At 47.5% G+C, this 15,888-nt stretch carries 12 protein-coding genes; 9 read left to right on the top strand and 3 right to left on the bottom strand.

Annotated features, from left to right (window positions below; all coding sequences use genetic code 11):
* Positions 1 to 24: 24 nt before the first annotated feature.
* From L2713_RS04210 to thyX, 6 genes are all read left to right on the top strand, one after another.
* Positions 25 to 1,248 (top strand): FAD-dependent oxidoreductase, encoded by a 1,224-nt coding sequence (locus tag L2713_RS04210; RefSeq protein WP_248967042.1) that lies wholly within the window; start codon positions 25 to 27, stop codon positions 1,246 to 1,248.
* Between the two features lie 664 nt (positions 1,249 to 1,912).
* Positions 1,913 to 3,007, top strand: a complete 1,095-nt coding sequence (gcvT, locus tag L2713_RS04205) for a glycine cleavage system aminomethyltransferase GcvT (RefSeq protein WP_248967041.1) — start codon at positions 1,913 to 1,915, stop codon at positions 3,005 to 3,007.
* 25 nt (positions 3,008 to 3,032) lie between these two features.
* Positions 3,033 to 3,422 carry a glycine cleavage system protein GcvH gene (gene gcvH / locus L2713_RS04200; RefSeq protein WP_011071083.1) on the top strand — a complete coding sequence of 130 codons (390 nt, stop codon included), beginning with the start codon at positions 3,033 to 3,035 and terminating at the stop codon, positions 3,420 to 3,422.
* 122 nt (positions 3,423 to 3,544) lie between these two features.
* Positions 3,545 to 6,433, top strand: coding sequence for an aminomethyl-transferring glycine dehydrogenase (gene gcvP, locus L2713_RS04195; RefSeq protein ID WP_248967040.1), 2,889 nt, complete (start codon positions 3,545 to 3,547; stop codon positions 6,431 to 6,433).
* Positions 6,434 to 7,039: 606 nt separating this feature from the next.
* Positions 7,040 to 7,987 carry a dCTP deaminase gene (locus L2713_RS04190; protein ID WP_248967039.1) on the top strand — a complete coding sequence of 316 codons (948 nt, stop codon included), beginning with the start codon at positions 7,040 to 7,042 and terminating at the stop codon, positions 7,985 to 7,987.
* A complete protein-coding gene (thyX, locus tag L2713_RS04185) occupies positions 7,968 to 8,729 on the top strand; it encodes an FAD-dependent thymidylate synthase (RefSeq protein ID WP_248967038.1) in 762 nt (253 codons plus the stop codon). Before L2713_RS04190 ends, thyX begins: the two co-directional genes overlap by 20 nt.
* Before the next feature lie 117 nt (positions 8,730 to 8,846).
* Here thyX and L2713_RS04180 read toward each other — a convergent pair whose 3' ends face one another.
* Complete coding sequence (locus L2713_RS04180; protein WP_248967037.1) at positions 8,847 to 9,773, bottom strand: nuclease-related domain-containing protein; 927 nt, start codon at positions 9,771 to 9,773, stop codon at positions 8,847 to 8,849.
* Between the two features lie 363 nt (positions 9,774 to 10,136).
* Complete coding sequence (locus L2713_RS04175; protein WP_011624059.1) at positions 10,137 to 10,382, bottom strand: DUF3297 family protein; 246 nt, start codon at positions 10,380 to 10,382, stop codon at positions 10,137 to 10,139.
* 290 nt (positions 10,383 to 10,672) lie between these two features.
* Between L2713_RS04175 and L2713_RS04170 the strand changes: the two genes are divergently transcribed.
* Complete coding sequence (locus tag L2713_RS04170; RefSeq protein WP_248967036.1) at positions 10,673 to 11,062, top strand: ribosome recycling factor family protein; 390 nt, start codon at positions 10,673 to 10,675, stop codon at positions 11,060 to 11,062.
* 182 nt (positions 11,063 to 11,244) lie between these two features.
* Here L2713_RS04170 and L2713_RS04165 read toward each other — a convergent pair whose 3' ends face one another.
* Entirely contained in the window at positions 11,245 to 12,909 is a 1,665-nt protein-coding gene (locus tag L2713_RS04165; protein ID WP_248967035.1) for a methyl-accepting chemotaxis protein, read from the bottom strand.
* Between the two features lie 316 nt (positions 12,910 to 13,225).
* Here L2713_RS04165 and L2713_RS04160 point away from each other — a divergent pair, with 316 nt between their 5' ends.
* Positions 13,226 to 13,468, top strand: coding sequence for a hypothetical protein (locus L2713_RS04160; RefSeq protein ID WP_041408884.1), 243 nt, complete (start codon positions 13,226 to 13,228; stop codon positions 13,466 to 13,468).
* Between the two features lie 218 nt (positions 13,469 to 13,686).
* Positions 13,687 to 15,873, top strand: a complete 2,187-nt coding sequence (locus L2713_RS04155) for an OsmC domain/YcaO domain-containing protein (RefSeq protein ID WP_248967034.1) — start codon at positions 13,687 to 13,689, stop codon at positions 15,871 to 15,873.
* The last annotated feature ends 15 nt before the right edge of the window (positions 15,874 to 15,888 follow it).

Below are 15,888 nucleotides of genomic sequence, written 5' to 3'. Positions count from 1 at the left end.
TCGCAACGCGAAAAGGATGTACCCATGTTAAGTTCACAAGCCTATGACATTGCCATTGTGGGTGGCGGCATGGTGGGACTCGCCACCGCGATAGGATTGGCGCAGGCCAACTTGAATGTCGTCGTGATCGATGCTCAAAGCACCCAAGCCGTGAGCGGTGAGCCAAGGCTTAGGGTCAGCGCGATCAACAAGGCGAGCCAGCGTTTACTCGAGCACCTCGGCGCTTGGCACTATGTCGATGCCAGCCGTGCAACGCCCTATCAAAAAATGGCGGTATGGGATAAAGACGGCTTTGGTAAAATCGCCTTCGATGCCAGCAGCATCAGTGAACCTAGCCTTGGCGCCATTATCGAAAATGATGCCATCAGCTACGCCCTCGCCAAGCGCGCCAGTGAATTTGACAATATCACCCATATCGAAAACCAGCGCATAGAGCGTATCGCCTTTGGTGAGCGCGAAGCTTGGTTGACCTTAGCCAATGGCGCCGATGCTGACATTGAGAGTGTTAGCGCCGCACTGGTGATTGCCGCCGACGGTGCCAATTCTTGGGTGCGCGAACAATGTAAGATCCCGTTAACCTTCTGGGATTATGGCCATCATGCGATCGTGGCGACCATTCGCAGTGAAATGCCGCACCTTGCCACCGCCCGCCAAGTCTTTTTGCAGGACGGCCCGCTGGCCTTCTTGCCCTTATATGAAGATAACCTCAGCTCCATCGTCTGGTCAGTGCCGCCAGAGCGCGCCACCGAATTACTTGAGATGGCGCCAGAGCAGTTCGAGCGCAATCTCACCGCCGCCTTCGATGGCCGCCTCGGTATTTGCAAGCTTGAGAGTGAACGCCAAGCCTTTCCACTGCGGATGCGCTACGCCCGCCATTTTGCCCGCCACCGTTTAGTGCTCGCGGGGGATGCGGCCCACACTATTCACCCATTAGCTGGCCAAGGGGTAAACCTAGGCTTCCTTGATGCTGCCAGCATTATCGAAGTCATCGGCGAGCTACACGAGGCGGGTAAGGATATTGGCGATTATGCCCAGCTGCGCGCCCTTGAGCGTTGGCGCAAGGCCGATGCGATGGAGATGATTGCGGCGATGGAAGGCTTTAAGCGCCTGTTCGAGGGGAGCAATCCTCTTAAAAAAGCCATTCGCGATCTGGGACTCAACCTCGTTGATAATGTCGCTGGGCTGAAAACAGTGTTCATGCAACAGGCCATGGGCAATAAGTCCTCACTCCCCAAGTTATGTCGCTAGCCTCGGTTGCGCTAATGTAATCATAATTGCTGATAATATCCGTATACCCAAATAACCAGCAGATACGAGTTTCAGAGCGCCTAAGGTGCGCCAATTCAAGGCGCATCAATGAGAAAATGTCGGGTACCTTTTGAATTGATGCAACGCAGAAGTGGCGCGCCCTAGACGCTCCGTCCCGGCGGGTTTTAACGCACTTTATGCTGTGTTGGTTATTCTTAACTTAGCCCACTAGGTCCTCAAATAACCGCCTTGCCTAAAGTGCGTTAAATTCCCGCTGAATCCGGCATCTTCTGGTTATTTGGGTATATCTTTTGATTGCAGGCTGCGCAAATCTCGCTTTCGTATGTAAAAAAATTACATGTTGAAGATGAGAAAATCTAATGACACTGGCTTCGGATTAGAAAAATCTCCTGTATACAAATTTGTGACGCAAGGTATAATTTCGCCGCATTTTAGACCCTAGTACTTATACCAATCACGATAAATATCTGATTAATTCAGAGCAAATCAGGCGTTGCAGTGACAGACGCATTGATACAGAAAGAATCACCTTTCAAATTGATGCATCGTGGAAGTGAAATGCCGATTAGCCAGATATTTAGCCGGATTTGTATCACCCTACGCTAGGCAGAGACCTGAAAAAGGCCGCAAAAAAGGGATAACAATGGCTAATAAAACTGTTCTGTTTAACAAGCACTTAGAATCAAACGCTAAGATGGTCGACTTCCACGGTTGGGATATGCCCCTCAACTATGGTTCACAAATCGAAGAACACCACGCCGTGCGTCAAGACGCAGGTATGTTCGACGTGTCCCACATGACTGTGGTTGATGTGACCGGAACCGACGCTTGTGCATTCCTCCGTAAGTTGCTGGCAAACGATGTGGCCAAACTTAAAGTTCCTGGTAAAGCCTTATACGGCGGCATGTTAGATGACAATGCCGGCATCATCGACGACCTGATCACTTACTACCTCACCGACACTTTCTACCGTGTTGTTGTTAACAGCGCGACCCGCGAAAAAGACTTAGCGTGGATTGCCAAACAATCCCAAGGTTTTGATGTCACTGTGACTGAGCGTCCTGAGCTGGCGATGATCGCCGTTCAAGGTCCTAACGCTAAGGCCAAAGCCGCCGCCGTATTCAGTAGCGAGCAAAATGCCGCCATCGAAGGCATGAAACCTTTCTTCGGTAAGCAAACTGGTTCTCTGTTTATTGCCACCACAGGTTACACAGGTGAAGTGGGTTACGAGATCATCGTGCCAGAAACTGAAGCCGAAGCACTGTGGCAAGCTCTGTTAGATCAAGGCGTTAAACCATGTGGTTTAGGCGCTCGCGATACATTACGTCTCGAAGCTGGTATGAACCTCTACGGCTTAGATATGGACGAAACCATCAACCCGCTGGCCGCCAACATGGGCTGGACCATCGCATGGGAGCCAACTGACCGTGACTTTATCGGTCGTAAGGCGCTTGAAGCCCTGCACGATACGGGTACCGACAAATTAGTCGGTCTGGTGATGGAAGAAAAAGGCGTGTTACGCCATGATATGCCAGTATTTTTCACCGATGCAGCGGGTGTTGAGCAGCAAGGCGTGATCACTAGCGGTACTTTCTCGCCAACATTGGGCTATTCTATTGCGATGGCGCGTGTTCCTAACTCGATTGGGGATACGGCGGAAGTCGAAATGCGTAAAAAGCGCGTGGCTGTTAGAGTAGTAGCGCCAAACTTTGTGCGCAACGGTAAACAAGCATTTTAAAAAAACGGAACAAGGAACAAGAACAATGAGCAATATTCCGACAGAACTGAAATACGCCTCTTCACACGAATGGATCCGCAAGGAAGAAGACGGTAGCTACACTGTGGGTATCACTGAGCATGCTCAAGAGCTGTTAGGTGACATGGTTTTCGTTGAGCTGCCAGAAGTGGGCGACACTGTGACTGCAGGCGACGACTGTGCAGTGGCAGAATCAGTGAAAGCGGCTTCTGACATCTACGCGCCAATCTCTGGTGAAGTGATTGCCGTCAACGAAGCACTGGAAGATTCTCCAGAGCTCGTAAACAGCGACGCTTACGGCGAAGGCTGGTTCTTCCGCGTTATGCCTTCTGATGAATCAGAAGTTGACGCTCTGCTCGATGCAGAAGGTTACCAAGCTGTCATCGACGAGGAATAATCGTCGACGCTAACGAAGCCCCAAGGGGCTTCGTTTGTTTTAGCGCAAGTTTGACATAACAATAGCCCGTTTATCAGTACCCTACAGTTCTGAGCTACGGCAAATCTGGAACAAGGTTTATCATGACCAAGCAAACCCTCACTCAGTTAGAACAGCACGATTTATTCTTACGTCGCCATATCGGCCCGGATAGCAGCCAACAACAAGAAATGTTGAACTACGTTGGTGCTGAGTCTCTGGACGATCTGACTGCGCAAATCGTGCCTGAGTCGATCCGTTTAAGCCAAGAGTTGAGCATTGGTGATTCCTGCGGCGAAGCCGAAGGCATTGCTTACATTCGTGGTTTAGCCAAACAAAACCAAGTCTTCAAAAGCTACATTGGTATGGGTTACTACGGTACCCAAGTGCCTAATGTGATTTTACGTAACGTCTTCGAAAATCCAGGTTGGTACACGGCGTACACGCCCTATCAGCCAGAGATCGCCCAAGGCCGTTTAGAAGCCATTCTAAACTTCCAACAAGTGTCTATGGATTTAACCGGCTTAGATTTAGCCTCTGCTTCACTGCTGGACGAAGCGACAGCCGCTGCCGAAGCGATGGCGCTGGCTAAGCGTGTGTCTAAAGCCAAAAAAGCCAACATCTTCTTCGTAGCCGATGACGTATTCCCACAAACCTTAGACGTAGTGAAGACTCGCGCTGAGTGTTTTGGTTTTGAAGTAGTGGTAGGTCCTGCCCATGAAGCGGTAAACCACGAACTGTTTGGTGCCCTGTTCCAGTATTCAAACCGTTTCGGTCAAATCACTGACTTCACAGACTTATTCGCCGAATTGCGTGCGAAGAACGTAGTTGTGACTGTGGCTGCCGACATCATGTCACTGGTATTACTGAAATCACCGGGTGCCATGGGCGCCGACGTGGTCTTCGGTAGCGCGCAGCGTTTCGGTGTGCCGATGGGCTTTGGTGGTCCACACGCGGCCTTCTTCGTGGCCCGTGACGAGCACAAACGCTCTATGCCTGGCCGTATCATCGGTGTGTCAAAGGACACCCGTGGTAACCGCGCACTGCGTATGGCGATGCAAACTCGCGAGCAACATATCCGCCGCGAAAAAGCCAACTCAAACATCTGTACCGCGCAAATTCTGTTAGCGAACATGGCGTCTTTCTACGCCGTATTCCACGGCCCACAAGGCCTGAAAACCATCGCATCACGCATTAACCGCTTCACCGATATCTTAGCCGCTGGCTTACAAGCTAAAGGCGTGAGCTTAGTGAACAGCACTTGGTTCGATACGATCAGCATCAAAGGCTTAGACGTTGCAGCAGTCAATGCTCGCGCGCTGGCCGCTGAAATGAACCTGCGTTTCGATGCTGACGGCATCGTTGGCGTGAGCTTAGATGAAACCACTATCCGCACCGATATCGAAGCCCTGTTCGATGTGATTTTAGGTGCTGGTCATGGCTTAGACGTTGCCGCATTAGACGCGCAAATCGTGGCGCAAGGTAGCCAATCGATTCCGGCTTCTTTAGTGCGTGAAGATGCCATCCTGAGCCACCCAACCTTCAATCGCTACCAAAGCGAAACCGAGATGATGCGTTATATCAAGCGTCTCGAAAGCAAAGACTTAGCACTGAACTACTCAATGATTTCATTGGGTTCATGCACCATGAAGTTAAACGCTGCGGTTGAAATGATCCCAGTCAGCTGGCCAGAATTTGCTAACATGCACCCATTCTGCCCACTGGATCAAGCCAAGGGTTACACTCAACTGATTGAAGAACTGTCTTCATGGTTAGTGAATGTCACAGGTTACGATGCCGTGTGTATCCAACCTAACTCTGGCGCACAGGGTGAATACGCGGGTCTGCTGGCGATTCGTAAATACCACGAGTCTCGCGGCGAAGCCCACAGAAACATCTGCTTAATCCCACAATCTGCCCACGGCACTAACCCAGCATCGGCGCAATTAGCCGGTATGCAAGTGGTTGTGACTGCCTGTGACAAGCAAGGTAACGTAGATTTAGAAGATCTGAAGGCCAAAGCGGCTGAAGTGGCAGAAAACCTGTCATGTATCATGATCACTTACCCATCGACCCACGGTGTGTACGAAGAATCTATCCGCGAAATCTGCAACATTGTGCACCAGCACGGTGGTCAAGTGTACTTGGACGGCGCCAACATGAACGCCCAAGTTGGCTTAACCTCTCCAGGCTTTATCGGTGCCGACGTATCGCACCTTAACCTGCACAAAACCTTCGCGATTCCACACGGCGGCGGTGGTCCAGGTATGGGCCCAATCGGCGTGAAAGCGCACTTAGCGCCGTTCGTAGCGGGTCACGTAGTGGTGAAACCAGGCCGCGAAAGCGATAACAACGGTGCGGTTTCTGCCGCGCCATACGGCAGTGCTGGCATTCTGCCAATCAGCTGGATGTACATTAAGCTGCTCGGTTCAACCGGCCTGAAAAAGTCGACTCAAACCGCGCTGTTAAACGCTAACTACGTGATGAAGAAGCTGTCTGAACACTACCCAGTACTGTTCCGTGGCCGTAACGATCGCGTCGCGCACGAATGTATTATCGACCTGCGTCCAATCAAAGAAGCCTCTGGCGTGACCGAAATGGATATCGCTAAGCGTCTGAACGACTACGGTTTCCACGCGCCAACCATGAGCTTCCCAGTAGCGGGCACGCTGATGATTGAGCCAACCGAATCTGAGTCTAAGGTTGAACTGGACCGCTTTATCGATGCTATGGTGTCAATCCGCGCCGAAATCGCTAAGGTTGAAGCAGGCGAGTGGCCAGCGGACAACAACCCGCTGCACAACGCGCCACACACTATGGCCGATATTATGGATCCAGCGTTCGATTCACGCCCATACAGCCGTGAAGTGGCCGTGTTCCCAAGTGCCGCAGTGCGTACTAACAAGTTCTGGCCGACCGTGAATCGTATTGATGACGTGTACGGCGACCGTAATTTGTTCTGTGCGTGTGTGCCGTTATCAGACTATGAATAATAATTGCTGCTTAGGCTCGCTACTGCGGCGTTGAATCTCAGCTTTCGTGCTCATTGACAGGAGTCAACTCCGCGCGAAAGCTTTCAATCCGCCTTGCATTAGCTTCGCCAGCAACGCAATTATGGACATACAAAAGCGACCTTAGGGTCGCTTTTTTGTTTTATGCGTATTATCTCTGGCGAACTTAGTGCTGCGAATGGGTTATTTTGTAGCTTTTGGCAACTGTACTTCCCAATTGCCTGCTGCAGGCTTTTGCATTCTCTTATATAAGTTACACCAGTGACTCGCCGCCCATGATGTAAACATTAGTCGTCCCTGTAAGCTCTACTAAAACATCCTGTTTTAGAAGGTCACTGGTGCAACAATGCTAGTTCTGGCGTAATCATTGAGTGAAGAGTTATGCCTGTCCTGTCATTTGTACAGACGTAGGCAAGCCACAAGTAGGTTATGTTGTTGATTTATTATGGATGGCCATTTACTTATATTTAGTATAAAATCAAATTGTTAGAAGCCTATACGTTAGTGCTGTCTGTGTTTTTTGTAACTTAATGGTTGATTAGGTATTTGGGTTAAATGGTTGCTTTATAATTTATATTTGGAGCTATTGTGCTAGGACGTAATCAAATTGTTGAGCTAATTCAAAGTGAGAAAATACTGAGTTTAGATGATGGCTCGTTTAATGACATTATAAATCAAACTCAAGCATCCTCAGTTGATTTGACAATTAAATCGATTTATGCAGCTAATAATGATATATCTAGGTCGAATGTTGATGTAAATGTCTCTGGATTAGATGTGATTGATCTGCATCCTGGTCAAACGGTTGTTATTCAAGTCGCAGAAAAATTCAATTTTCCTTTTGATGTTGGGGGGGTTATTTTTCCACCAAATTCGATGTCAAAATCAGGGGTTATTATGACTAATCCAGGGCATATAGATCCGCTGTTTTCTGGTTATATTAGTGTGTATTTAGTCAATATGGGTAAATCACCAGTAAAGTTGCGCAAGGGTGACAAGGTTGCGACTTTATTATTATTTTTTATTGATGGTGAATGTGATAGTGATTTTAAATCAATATCTGGAGCAGGGGTAAGTAAAGAGCAAGTATTAACTCTAAGTAAAGATTTTGCAAATTTAGACATAAGAATGCCAGATTTATTGGAATCAGTAATTCGTAAGAAAGCATTTATTTGGAGTGGTTTTTTTATTGCATTATTAAGTGTTGTGCTTAGTGTTGTTTTTACAATAATACCTATTGTTAGTGAGCAGATATTCACTAATTCAATGCTTGACAAGTTTAGATTGGAATATGTATCCCCTCTGAAAATTTCTAGTGATAAATATCAAGTCGAATTGAGTTTGTTAAGAAGTGAGTTGAAGGAAAAATCAGCAGCTTTAGAATCTTTAAACACTAGTATTAAAGTTAAGGAGTTGGAAATTAAAAAGCTTAATTCCAATGTGGAAAAACTTTATTGTCACTTTGGGATTAATAAATGTGAAGATTTTGATCTGACCAGCAAAGAAGTGATGAAAAATGAAAATAAAATGCGCTAAATTTAATGTACGGATTTTAAGCAGGCCAAGTTTTGATGAGAAAGAATTTTTTAGTTTTTTGAAAGATGAATGCTTGGAATGGATTAGAACCGGCGGCACAGAGGCTGAGGAACTAGTTGAGGTTTCGGGAAGGCTTTGTTATTTATCATTTGGGAAAGATAGACAGTCACCTCGTAATAATAAAGAGTATATAGCAAATTTAATATTACAAGGTCATGAAAGTGTCTTGGAGCATGTAAGTTGGACTATCATTTTGTCCGGAGTTTCTAGAGGTTTTACTCATCAACTTGTTCGTCATCGCGTAGGTTTTTCATTTAGCCAATTGTCTCAGCAATATCATGATGAATCTGAGGCTTTATTTGTAGTGCCTCCGACAATAGAGAAAAATAAAGAATTGTTTTCAGTGTGGTCAGACAACATGTATAAAAGCATTTGTACTTACAGGAAAATAATCACAACATTTGAAAATACGAAGTTATCTAAGAAAGAACATTTAAGAGAATTAAGGAGTGCAGCGAGATCTATTTTACCAAATGCAACTGAAACCAAGATAGTAATAACTGTTAATGCAAGATCCTTGAGGCATTTTTTCACAGTAAGAGGTAGTTTAGAAGGTGATTGGGAAATGAGAAGAGTTGCTTGTGCTTTATTTGAATTAGTTTATCAAGATGCACCATCAATCTTCTTTGATTTTAAAAAGATAGAGATGAGTGATGGAAGCTTTAAATTAATTAAAGTCTAACTATTTTATTAGATGTTGATTTTTAATTCATGAAAGGTTTCACTTTTGTGTTCTCAGGATTTATGTGATTCAGCAAATCTAAGTCAGAGTTAAGTTATTAACTACTGTTAATTCTCGTTATTTCCCCACCTCGCTTTTACTTAGGCATCTTTGGGCGACTTGGTAGATGATGGTGTCTACTTGTTGCTGGCTAAGATCTTGGGTTTTCAGTTTCGGGATGGTTCCGACTAATTGTTTGTGGTTAAGGATCGGGAACGGTGGTTTCGATTGGCTTGTGACATACCAGCCGGGGAATACGAGGGCTGGGGTGGCGGCGACGGGGGAGCCTGTGGCTTTGGTTAACCATTGGCTGACCCATTTGCTTTGCCGTTCGGCCTGTTCGATGGGTTTGGTTTCTGTCCACGAGGGGAAGTTTAAGCGCCCGTCTTTGTAAAATACTTCATAGCCTTTCTTACCAGAACTAGAACTAGAGCCTCCGCCATTGCCATTGGTTTGGCGTAGGTCTTTATTGCGCTTATGGCGGCCTTTGGTTTCAATCGCGAATACGCCATTTTTACCGATTACGAGGTGGTCGATATTAAAGCCGTCGGCTTGCACATCGTGAAACACTTGATAACCCAAGGCTTGTAGGCCGATAAGTTCATTGGCGGTAGCGATTTCAGCCGTATGCCCTAGACGTAATTTGGTGAGTTTGGAAAAGTTTTTCCAAGTTTTAATACCGCAATAAGTTAATCCCATTAAACCTGTTAGGGCGTAAACCCAAGGGAATTTCCCGACGGCAATATGTGCTTGAATACTGCTTATTGCAAAGGGGAAACACACTATCATCAGCCCCATCATCATGCTGCCGATTAAATCTAATTGCAGATCTTGGATTTGCTTTTGTAAGCCATAGGCGGGAATACGGCTGAGTTGCTCGCGATCAACGGGCAGGGTGACAGTAGCATCACGGTACTTGAGCAGCGCGTACATCACTCCAATTGTGACGAACATGCTGGAGAGGATGATCACTATCGATAAAAGATTGTTTGTAAAATCTACCATTTACATCCTTGAAATAGAAAGGTTTATCGTTAATTCCATAACGCACACATGATGAATGTGCTTGATACCTTGGTGGCAGAGGAGGCTGTTAAGAGTGGGGCGGCATGGTACAGATTGGCTGCTTTGTCCTTAAATAGCGTGCTCGATAGTGGCGTTCGAGTGTGGCTCTGCATTTCCCTTAGTGGTCACACTTTAACCCGCGTTATGCGGTGTAATCAATGCGTTTTATCACAAAAGCTTATTTTAAATAACAACTTGTGAATACTTGGGGAGATGAATTACTGAGGGTTTTGGGGTTATACAGGGCAAATAAAAACGGCCAATCGAATTGGCCGTTTTTATTATCCATTAAGCAGTGGGTGCTTAACGGTAAAATGCTTCTACTGTGCCTTTGATGGTTAACAGCAGAGGTTGACCGCGACGGTCTAAAGATTTGCTTGGTACTTTAACCCAGCCTTCGCTGATGCAGTATTCTTCAACATCGAAACGTTCTTTACCGTTCACGCGGATACCCACATCGTATTGAAAGACTTCAGCTACATGGTGGCGGCTGCGTGGGTTAACCGAAAGACGATCCGGTAATGCGGGTTGTGAAGTTGTGTCAGTCATGGTCGTTATCTGTAGTGAACAAAAAGTGCGTTATTGTAGGCAATCCCGCCGCCTTGCTCAAGGACTGTTGTTGTCAGTCTGTGACGCCTGAGCCGCTATCTTGGGCGAGGGGCGCTTAGCGTGAGTTGATGCGTGAGTTGTTGCATGAGTTTGTATCGTCTTTTGTTCGCACCCGCCGCAGGGTAAACTCTGGCGGCGTTGGCTATAGGTTTCGCGCTTAAGGCTTAAGACTTAGCGCCGCGCTCCGTTATTCACCCATATTCGACCCAAGGCCCGATAGTTAACTTGCCATGCATGATGATATTAGTATTCCCTTGCCATCCCTTATCCATCGCATCGGCCGCGAGGCGGTCAAGCGGGCGCAGGCGATTGCTGTGCAAAAGGGCTGCGAGCTTAAGCGGGTGCGCCGCTCCCGTAATTGGAGCATCACTGGGCAGGCTATCGCGATTCAAAGCTGTTGCGTCGAGTTAAAAGGGCAGAGTGATACTGCCGAATTTGCCTTTATGATCAAAAAGATCGACAGCGGCTTATTACAACATGCCGATAAGCTTGAACCACTCGGCGCAAAATTGGTTCGCCTGATCAACCAAAACCCCGCCATTACCTTGGGCGAACTGATGCAACAAACCCAATGCACGATGAGCGAGGCGCGCCTTGCTCGCTTCGAGGCCGAGCTTTGATACCGAACTCTATTATGTTGGGTTATTAGCAAGCAGCCACCAAGAAAAAGGCCTCAATTGCTTGAGGCCTTAGGCGGTTAAAGATAGCGATTTATACCGAATCGACTAACACTGAATCGACTTACGCCGAGGTGATGAACACCTAATCGACTAACAGCGAGCGCCGATATCACGCCTTAGCGTTAAATCTTAAATTGGCCGACGAGTTTGCCGAGGTTAAGTCCTTCCTGCGACACGGTTTGGCTCACGCTCGCCGCCTCTTCGCTGGAGTGCAGTAGCTCATTCACAATTTCTTGAATAGCAAACACATTGCGATTGATCTCTTCGGTCACTGAGCTTTGCTCGGTTGCAGCGGTGGCGATTTGGGTACTCATATCGTTAATGGCGGTCACCGCCGAGGTCACTGAGCCTAAGCTTTCGGAGATGGCGCGGGACGAATCCACCGAGCGTATACAACTCTGCTGACTCTCTTCCATGGTTTTAACCGCTAAGCTCACCAGCTTGTGCAGTTCAGATAGCATCTCGTTGATTTCTAATGTGCTTGATTGAGTACGGCTGGCTAAGTTGCGTACCTCATCGGCCACCACGGCAAAGCCGCGACCCTGTTCACCCGCGCGGGCGGCTTCAATCGCGGCGTTTAATGCCAACAGGTTAGTTTGCTCGGCAATACCGCCGATCACCGAGAGCACGCTGTTGATTTTTTTGGATTGTTCACTCAAGGATTGAATGTTGCTGGCGGCATTGTTGATTTGCGCCATCAGCGCCGAAATCTCCTCTAACGAGGCATCGACACAACGCTGGGCATTGGCCACATCGCCCGTGGCGGCGTGGGTCGCTTCGGCCACTTGGGTGGTGTTTTGCGCTACTTCACTCGCGGTGGCAGACATCTCAGTAATGGCGGTAACCACTTGATCCGTTTCATTGTTATGGCTGATAAGCTGGCGCGACATCACCTTGGTTTGGTCATGAATCGCATTGGCTGCGGTTTTGACCTTAGCGGTGGCATCGGCCACATCACCGATAATGGTTTGCAGTTTATCGACAAACAGGTTGAAGGAGCGGCCGAGTTGGGCGATTTCATCGTCGCCCTTCACCGCAAGGCGCTTGGTTAAATCGCCTTCGCCTTTGGCGATATCGTTTAAGTTATCTGCCATGTTTTTAATCGGTGTGACCATGCGCTGGGCGGTCACTAAGATCACGGCGGCGGTAATGGCCGCTAATAACAGTGCGATCAATAAAATCGCGTAGGACTTATCGATCATCTGCTCGGTCACTGTGGTGCGGTAATCCTCAACCACGGCATCGATATCGTCGATATAGGCGCCGGTGCCGAGCATCCAATCTGTGCCTGGGATCATCATGGAGTAGCCGATTTTTTCGATTTGCTCGTTGGTATTGGGTTTTTGGAAATAGAACGAGAAATTACCGTCACCGTTTTTGGCGGCATTGAGTAGGCCGACAATGATCTTGGTGCCACGGGGATCGGTCATATCGATTTTATTCTGCCCCTCGAGGTTGGGCATGACCGCATGGAATAGGTTTTTACCTTGGGAATCGTAAATAAAGAAGTAGCCCGAACTGCCAAAGCGAATATCACGTAGGGCTTGGTTAACATTGCCCTGTTCTTTTAACGATAGCTGGTATTGCACTATGCCTGCGGCGATTTGGGTGGCTTCTTTGATTTGGGTTTTACGCTCACCGATTAACTTTTCTCTAAATGTGGTGACTTCATCGGCAAGCGCCGATTGCTCGACATGGTAGGAAACTGTCATCAGCACTATGAGGGTCAGAATCAACGGGAACAGTGCGAGTAGGAGCAATTTGTTACGTAAACTGAAATTAGACATGTTCAACAACTCCGGAATAAGCCGCTTTATTATTGCAGGGCAGTATAACGAATCCCCAATATTCTTAAGTGCTTAAGTTAACAAAAATCTAATGTAACCGACAAAAGTGCAAAGTGGTATTTGACTTAAGGATGAGGGCGAAAGGCTGAGTCACTTCGTTGATCTTAATCAAAGCCTAAATAAGCCAATGCGCTCATTATATTAGTTAATCTTTATGCATAGGCGGCGCTTGTTTGTTTGAGTGGCTAAACGGTGCGACGCAAGCTTAAACAAGACGACTCTAGCTCAATCAAGGCGTGCAACTAAAGGCAGGACTGTGACTAATCAAAGGCTGATAACGCTGTTAAAAATCTGCATTGGCCTTGGGCTGTGCCTGATTATGCTTGGGATTTATCTGCATAACTTTAATGAAACCGTCGAAGCCATGGGCGTAAAAGGCATAATTATCAGCGCCGTTTGCGTTGCCGTTGGCATGGCGTTATCCCTGCCGACAAAGATGTATCTCACCTTTTTACTGGTTAAGCGCGAGGCGGATAAGCAAGGCAGTGCTGAGCATTAACCCTTGGCTAACCCACAGTGAATGCCGCAATTAATCCTACCGTTCTGCTTGCGGCCCAAGGCATAAAAATCCCGCTGGTGTTTTTTTAACATAATTAACCCAAGACTAATGGGCGAAAAACACCGATAATTCCCCCCAAGACGATAGCGCCCAAGGGCAATGCTGTGCGGTAACGAATGCGATTATCGCGTTTGAGCATATTGAGTGGAAAAATTCTAATGGAAATCAAAGTTAATTTTCTCGACAACCTGAGACTCGAAGCCAAGTTCGACGATTTTACGGTAACGGCCGATCAGCCCATCCGTTATAAGGGCGACGGCTCGGCGCCGAGTCCCTTCGACTACTTCTTAGCTTCTTCGGCATTGTGCGCCGCCTACTTTGTGAAGGTATATTGTAAATCTCGCGATATTCCGACGGACAATATCCGCCTGTCGCAAAACAATATTGTCGACCCAGAAGATCGCTACAACCAGATTTTCCAGATCAATGTCGAATTGCCCGATGATATTTCGGATAAAGATCGCGAAGGTATTTTGCGCTCCATCGACCGCTGCACCGTGAAAAAAGTCGTGCAGACTGGCCCAGAATTTAGAATCGAAACCGTTGAAAACCTCGATGCCGACGCCAATGCCATGTTGATGGGTCACCCAGGCGACGACAGCAGCACCTATATTTTGGGTAAAGACTTACCGCTAGAGCAGACCATTGCCAATATGACTGGCATTTTGGCTGAGCTGGGGATGAAGATTGAGATCTCCTCATGGCGTAACATTGTGCCCAATGTGTGGTCACTGCATATCCGTGATGCCGCATCGCCCATGTGTTTTACCAATGGTAAAGGCGCAACCAAAGAGAGCGCGCTGTGCTCGGCCCTCGGTGAGTTTATCGAGCGTTTAAACAATAACTTCTTCTATAACGACCAATTCTTTGGGGTTGAGATTGCTAACAGCGAGTTTGTGCATTATCCCAACGAAAAATGGTTTGCTCTCGAGGAAGACGACGCTCTGCCAGCGGGGTTGTTAGACGACTACTGCCTAGAGATTTATAACCCCGATGAGGAGCTGTGTGGCTCGCATCTTATTGACACTAACTCGGGCAATCGTGACCGTGGCATTTGTGCGATTCCGTACAAGCGTAAATCCGATGGCGAGACTGTGTACTTCCCATCAAACCTGATTGAAAACCTGTTCTTAAGCAATGGCATGAGCGCGGGTAACAACATCAAAGAAGCCGAAGTACAGTGTCTGTCTGAAATCTTCGAGCGCGCGGTGAAACGCCAAATTATCGAGCAGGAAATCGTTCTGCCAGACGTGCCTATGTCGGTATTAGAAAAATACCCAAGCATTCTTGCGGGCATTAAGGGCTTAGAAGAACAAGGCTTCCCAGTGGTGGTGAAAGACGCCTCCTTAGGCGGCCAGTTCCCTGTGATGTGCGTGACGCTGATGAACCCGAAAACCGGCGGGGTATTCGCCTCCTTCGGTGCCCACCCAAGCTTTGAAGTGGCATTGGAGCGCAGTCTGACCGAATTGCTCCAAGGTCGCAGCTTCGAAGGCTTAAACGATGTGCCAAAACCGACCTTTAACAGCATGGCGGTGAGCGAGCCTGAAAACTTTGTTGAGCACTTTATCGACTCAACGGGGGTGATCTCATGGCGCTTCTTTAGCAGCAAGCATGACTATGAGTTCTGCGAATGGGATTTCTCTGGCACTAACCAAGAGGAAGCGGACCGCTTATTCGGCATTTTAGAAGATCTAGGTAAAGAGGTGTATGTCGCCGAATTTACCGCATTAGGCGCATCGGCTTGCCGTATTTTAGTGCCTGATTACTCTGAAGTTTATCCAGTTGAAGACCTGATTTGGGACAACACCAACAAGGCGCTGGATTACCGTGAAGATATCCTAAATCTGCATTCTTTAAGCACTAAGCAATTGGTTAACCTAGTCAATCGTTTAGAAGAAAGTCAGCTCGATAACTACACCGATATTCGTACCCTGATTGGTATCGTCTTCGATGAAAATACCGTCTGGGGCAAGTTGACGATTATCGAACTTAAGATCCTGATTTATCTGGCACTCGGCGCGCATGAAGAGGCGCTGGAATTAGTCGGTGAGTTCCTGCAATTTAACGACAATACCGTGAAGCGTAATCTGTTCTTCCAAGCAATGAGCGCGGTACTGGAAGTGACGCTGGATGAAGACCTTGAACTCGAAGACTTTAGCCATAACTTTACCCGCATGTTTGGCGCAGAAGTGATGGAACAAGTGGTCGGCAGCGTTACGGGTAAAGTCCGTTTCAGCGGTTTAACTAAGACCAGTATGCAGCTCGAAGGGATTGAACCGCACCTAAGACTTATCGAAAGCTATAAAAAACTGCACGCCGCCCGCAAGGCTAACGCGGTTAAGTAAGACTCAACAGAGGCT

It is taken from the genome of Shewanella seohaensis (assembly GCF_023283775.1).
Lineage (GTDB): Bacteria > Pseudomonadota > Gammaproteobacteria > Enterobacterales > Shewanellaceae > Shewanella > Shewanella seohaensis.
Note: the sequence above shows the minus strand (reverse complement) of the source record. Positions and strands in the feature narration are given on the sequence as shown.

Bases quoted from the DNA above. Each gene is read 5' to 3' on its own strand.
- L2713_RS04210 (WP_248967042.1), top strand. From the start codon at position 25: ATGTTAAGTTCACAAGCCTATGACATTGCCATTGTGGGTGGCGGCATG.
- gcvT (WP_248967041.1), top strand. From the start codon at position 1,913: ATGGCTAATAAAACTGTTCTGTTTAACAAGCACTTAGAATCAAACGCT.
- gcvH (WP_011071083.1), top strand. From the start codon at position 3,033: ATGAGCAATATTCCGACAGAACTGAAATACGCCTCTTCACACGAATGG.
- gcvP (WP_248967040.1), top strand. From the start codon at position 3,545: ATGACCAAGCAAACCCTCACTCAGTTAGAACAGCACGATTTATTCTTA.
- thyX (WP_248967038.1), top strand. From the start codon at position 7,968: ATGAAAATAAAATGCGCTAAATTTAATGTACGGATTTTAAGCAGGCCA.
- L2713_RS04180 (WP_248967037.1), bottom strand. From the start codon at position 9,773: ATGGTAGATTTTACAAACAATCTTTTATCGATAGTGATCATCCTCTCC.
- L2713_RS04175 (WP_011624059.1), bottom strand. From the start codon at position 10,382: ATGACTGACACAACTTCACAACCCGCATTACCGGATCGTCTTTCGGTT.
- L2713_RS04170 (WP_248967036.1), top strand. From the start codon at position 10,673: ATGCATGATGATATTAGTATTCCCTTGCCATCCCTTATCCATCGCATC.
- L2713_RS04165 (WP_248967035.1), bottom strand. From the start codon at position 12,909: ATGTCTAATTTCAGTTTACGTAACAAATTGCTCCTACTCGCACTGTTC.
- L2713_RS04155 (WP_248967034.1), top strand. From the start codon at position 13,687: ATGGAAATCAAAGTTAATTTTCTCGACAACCTGAGACTCGAAGCCAAG.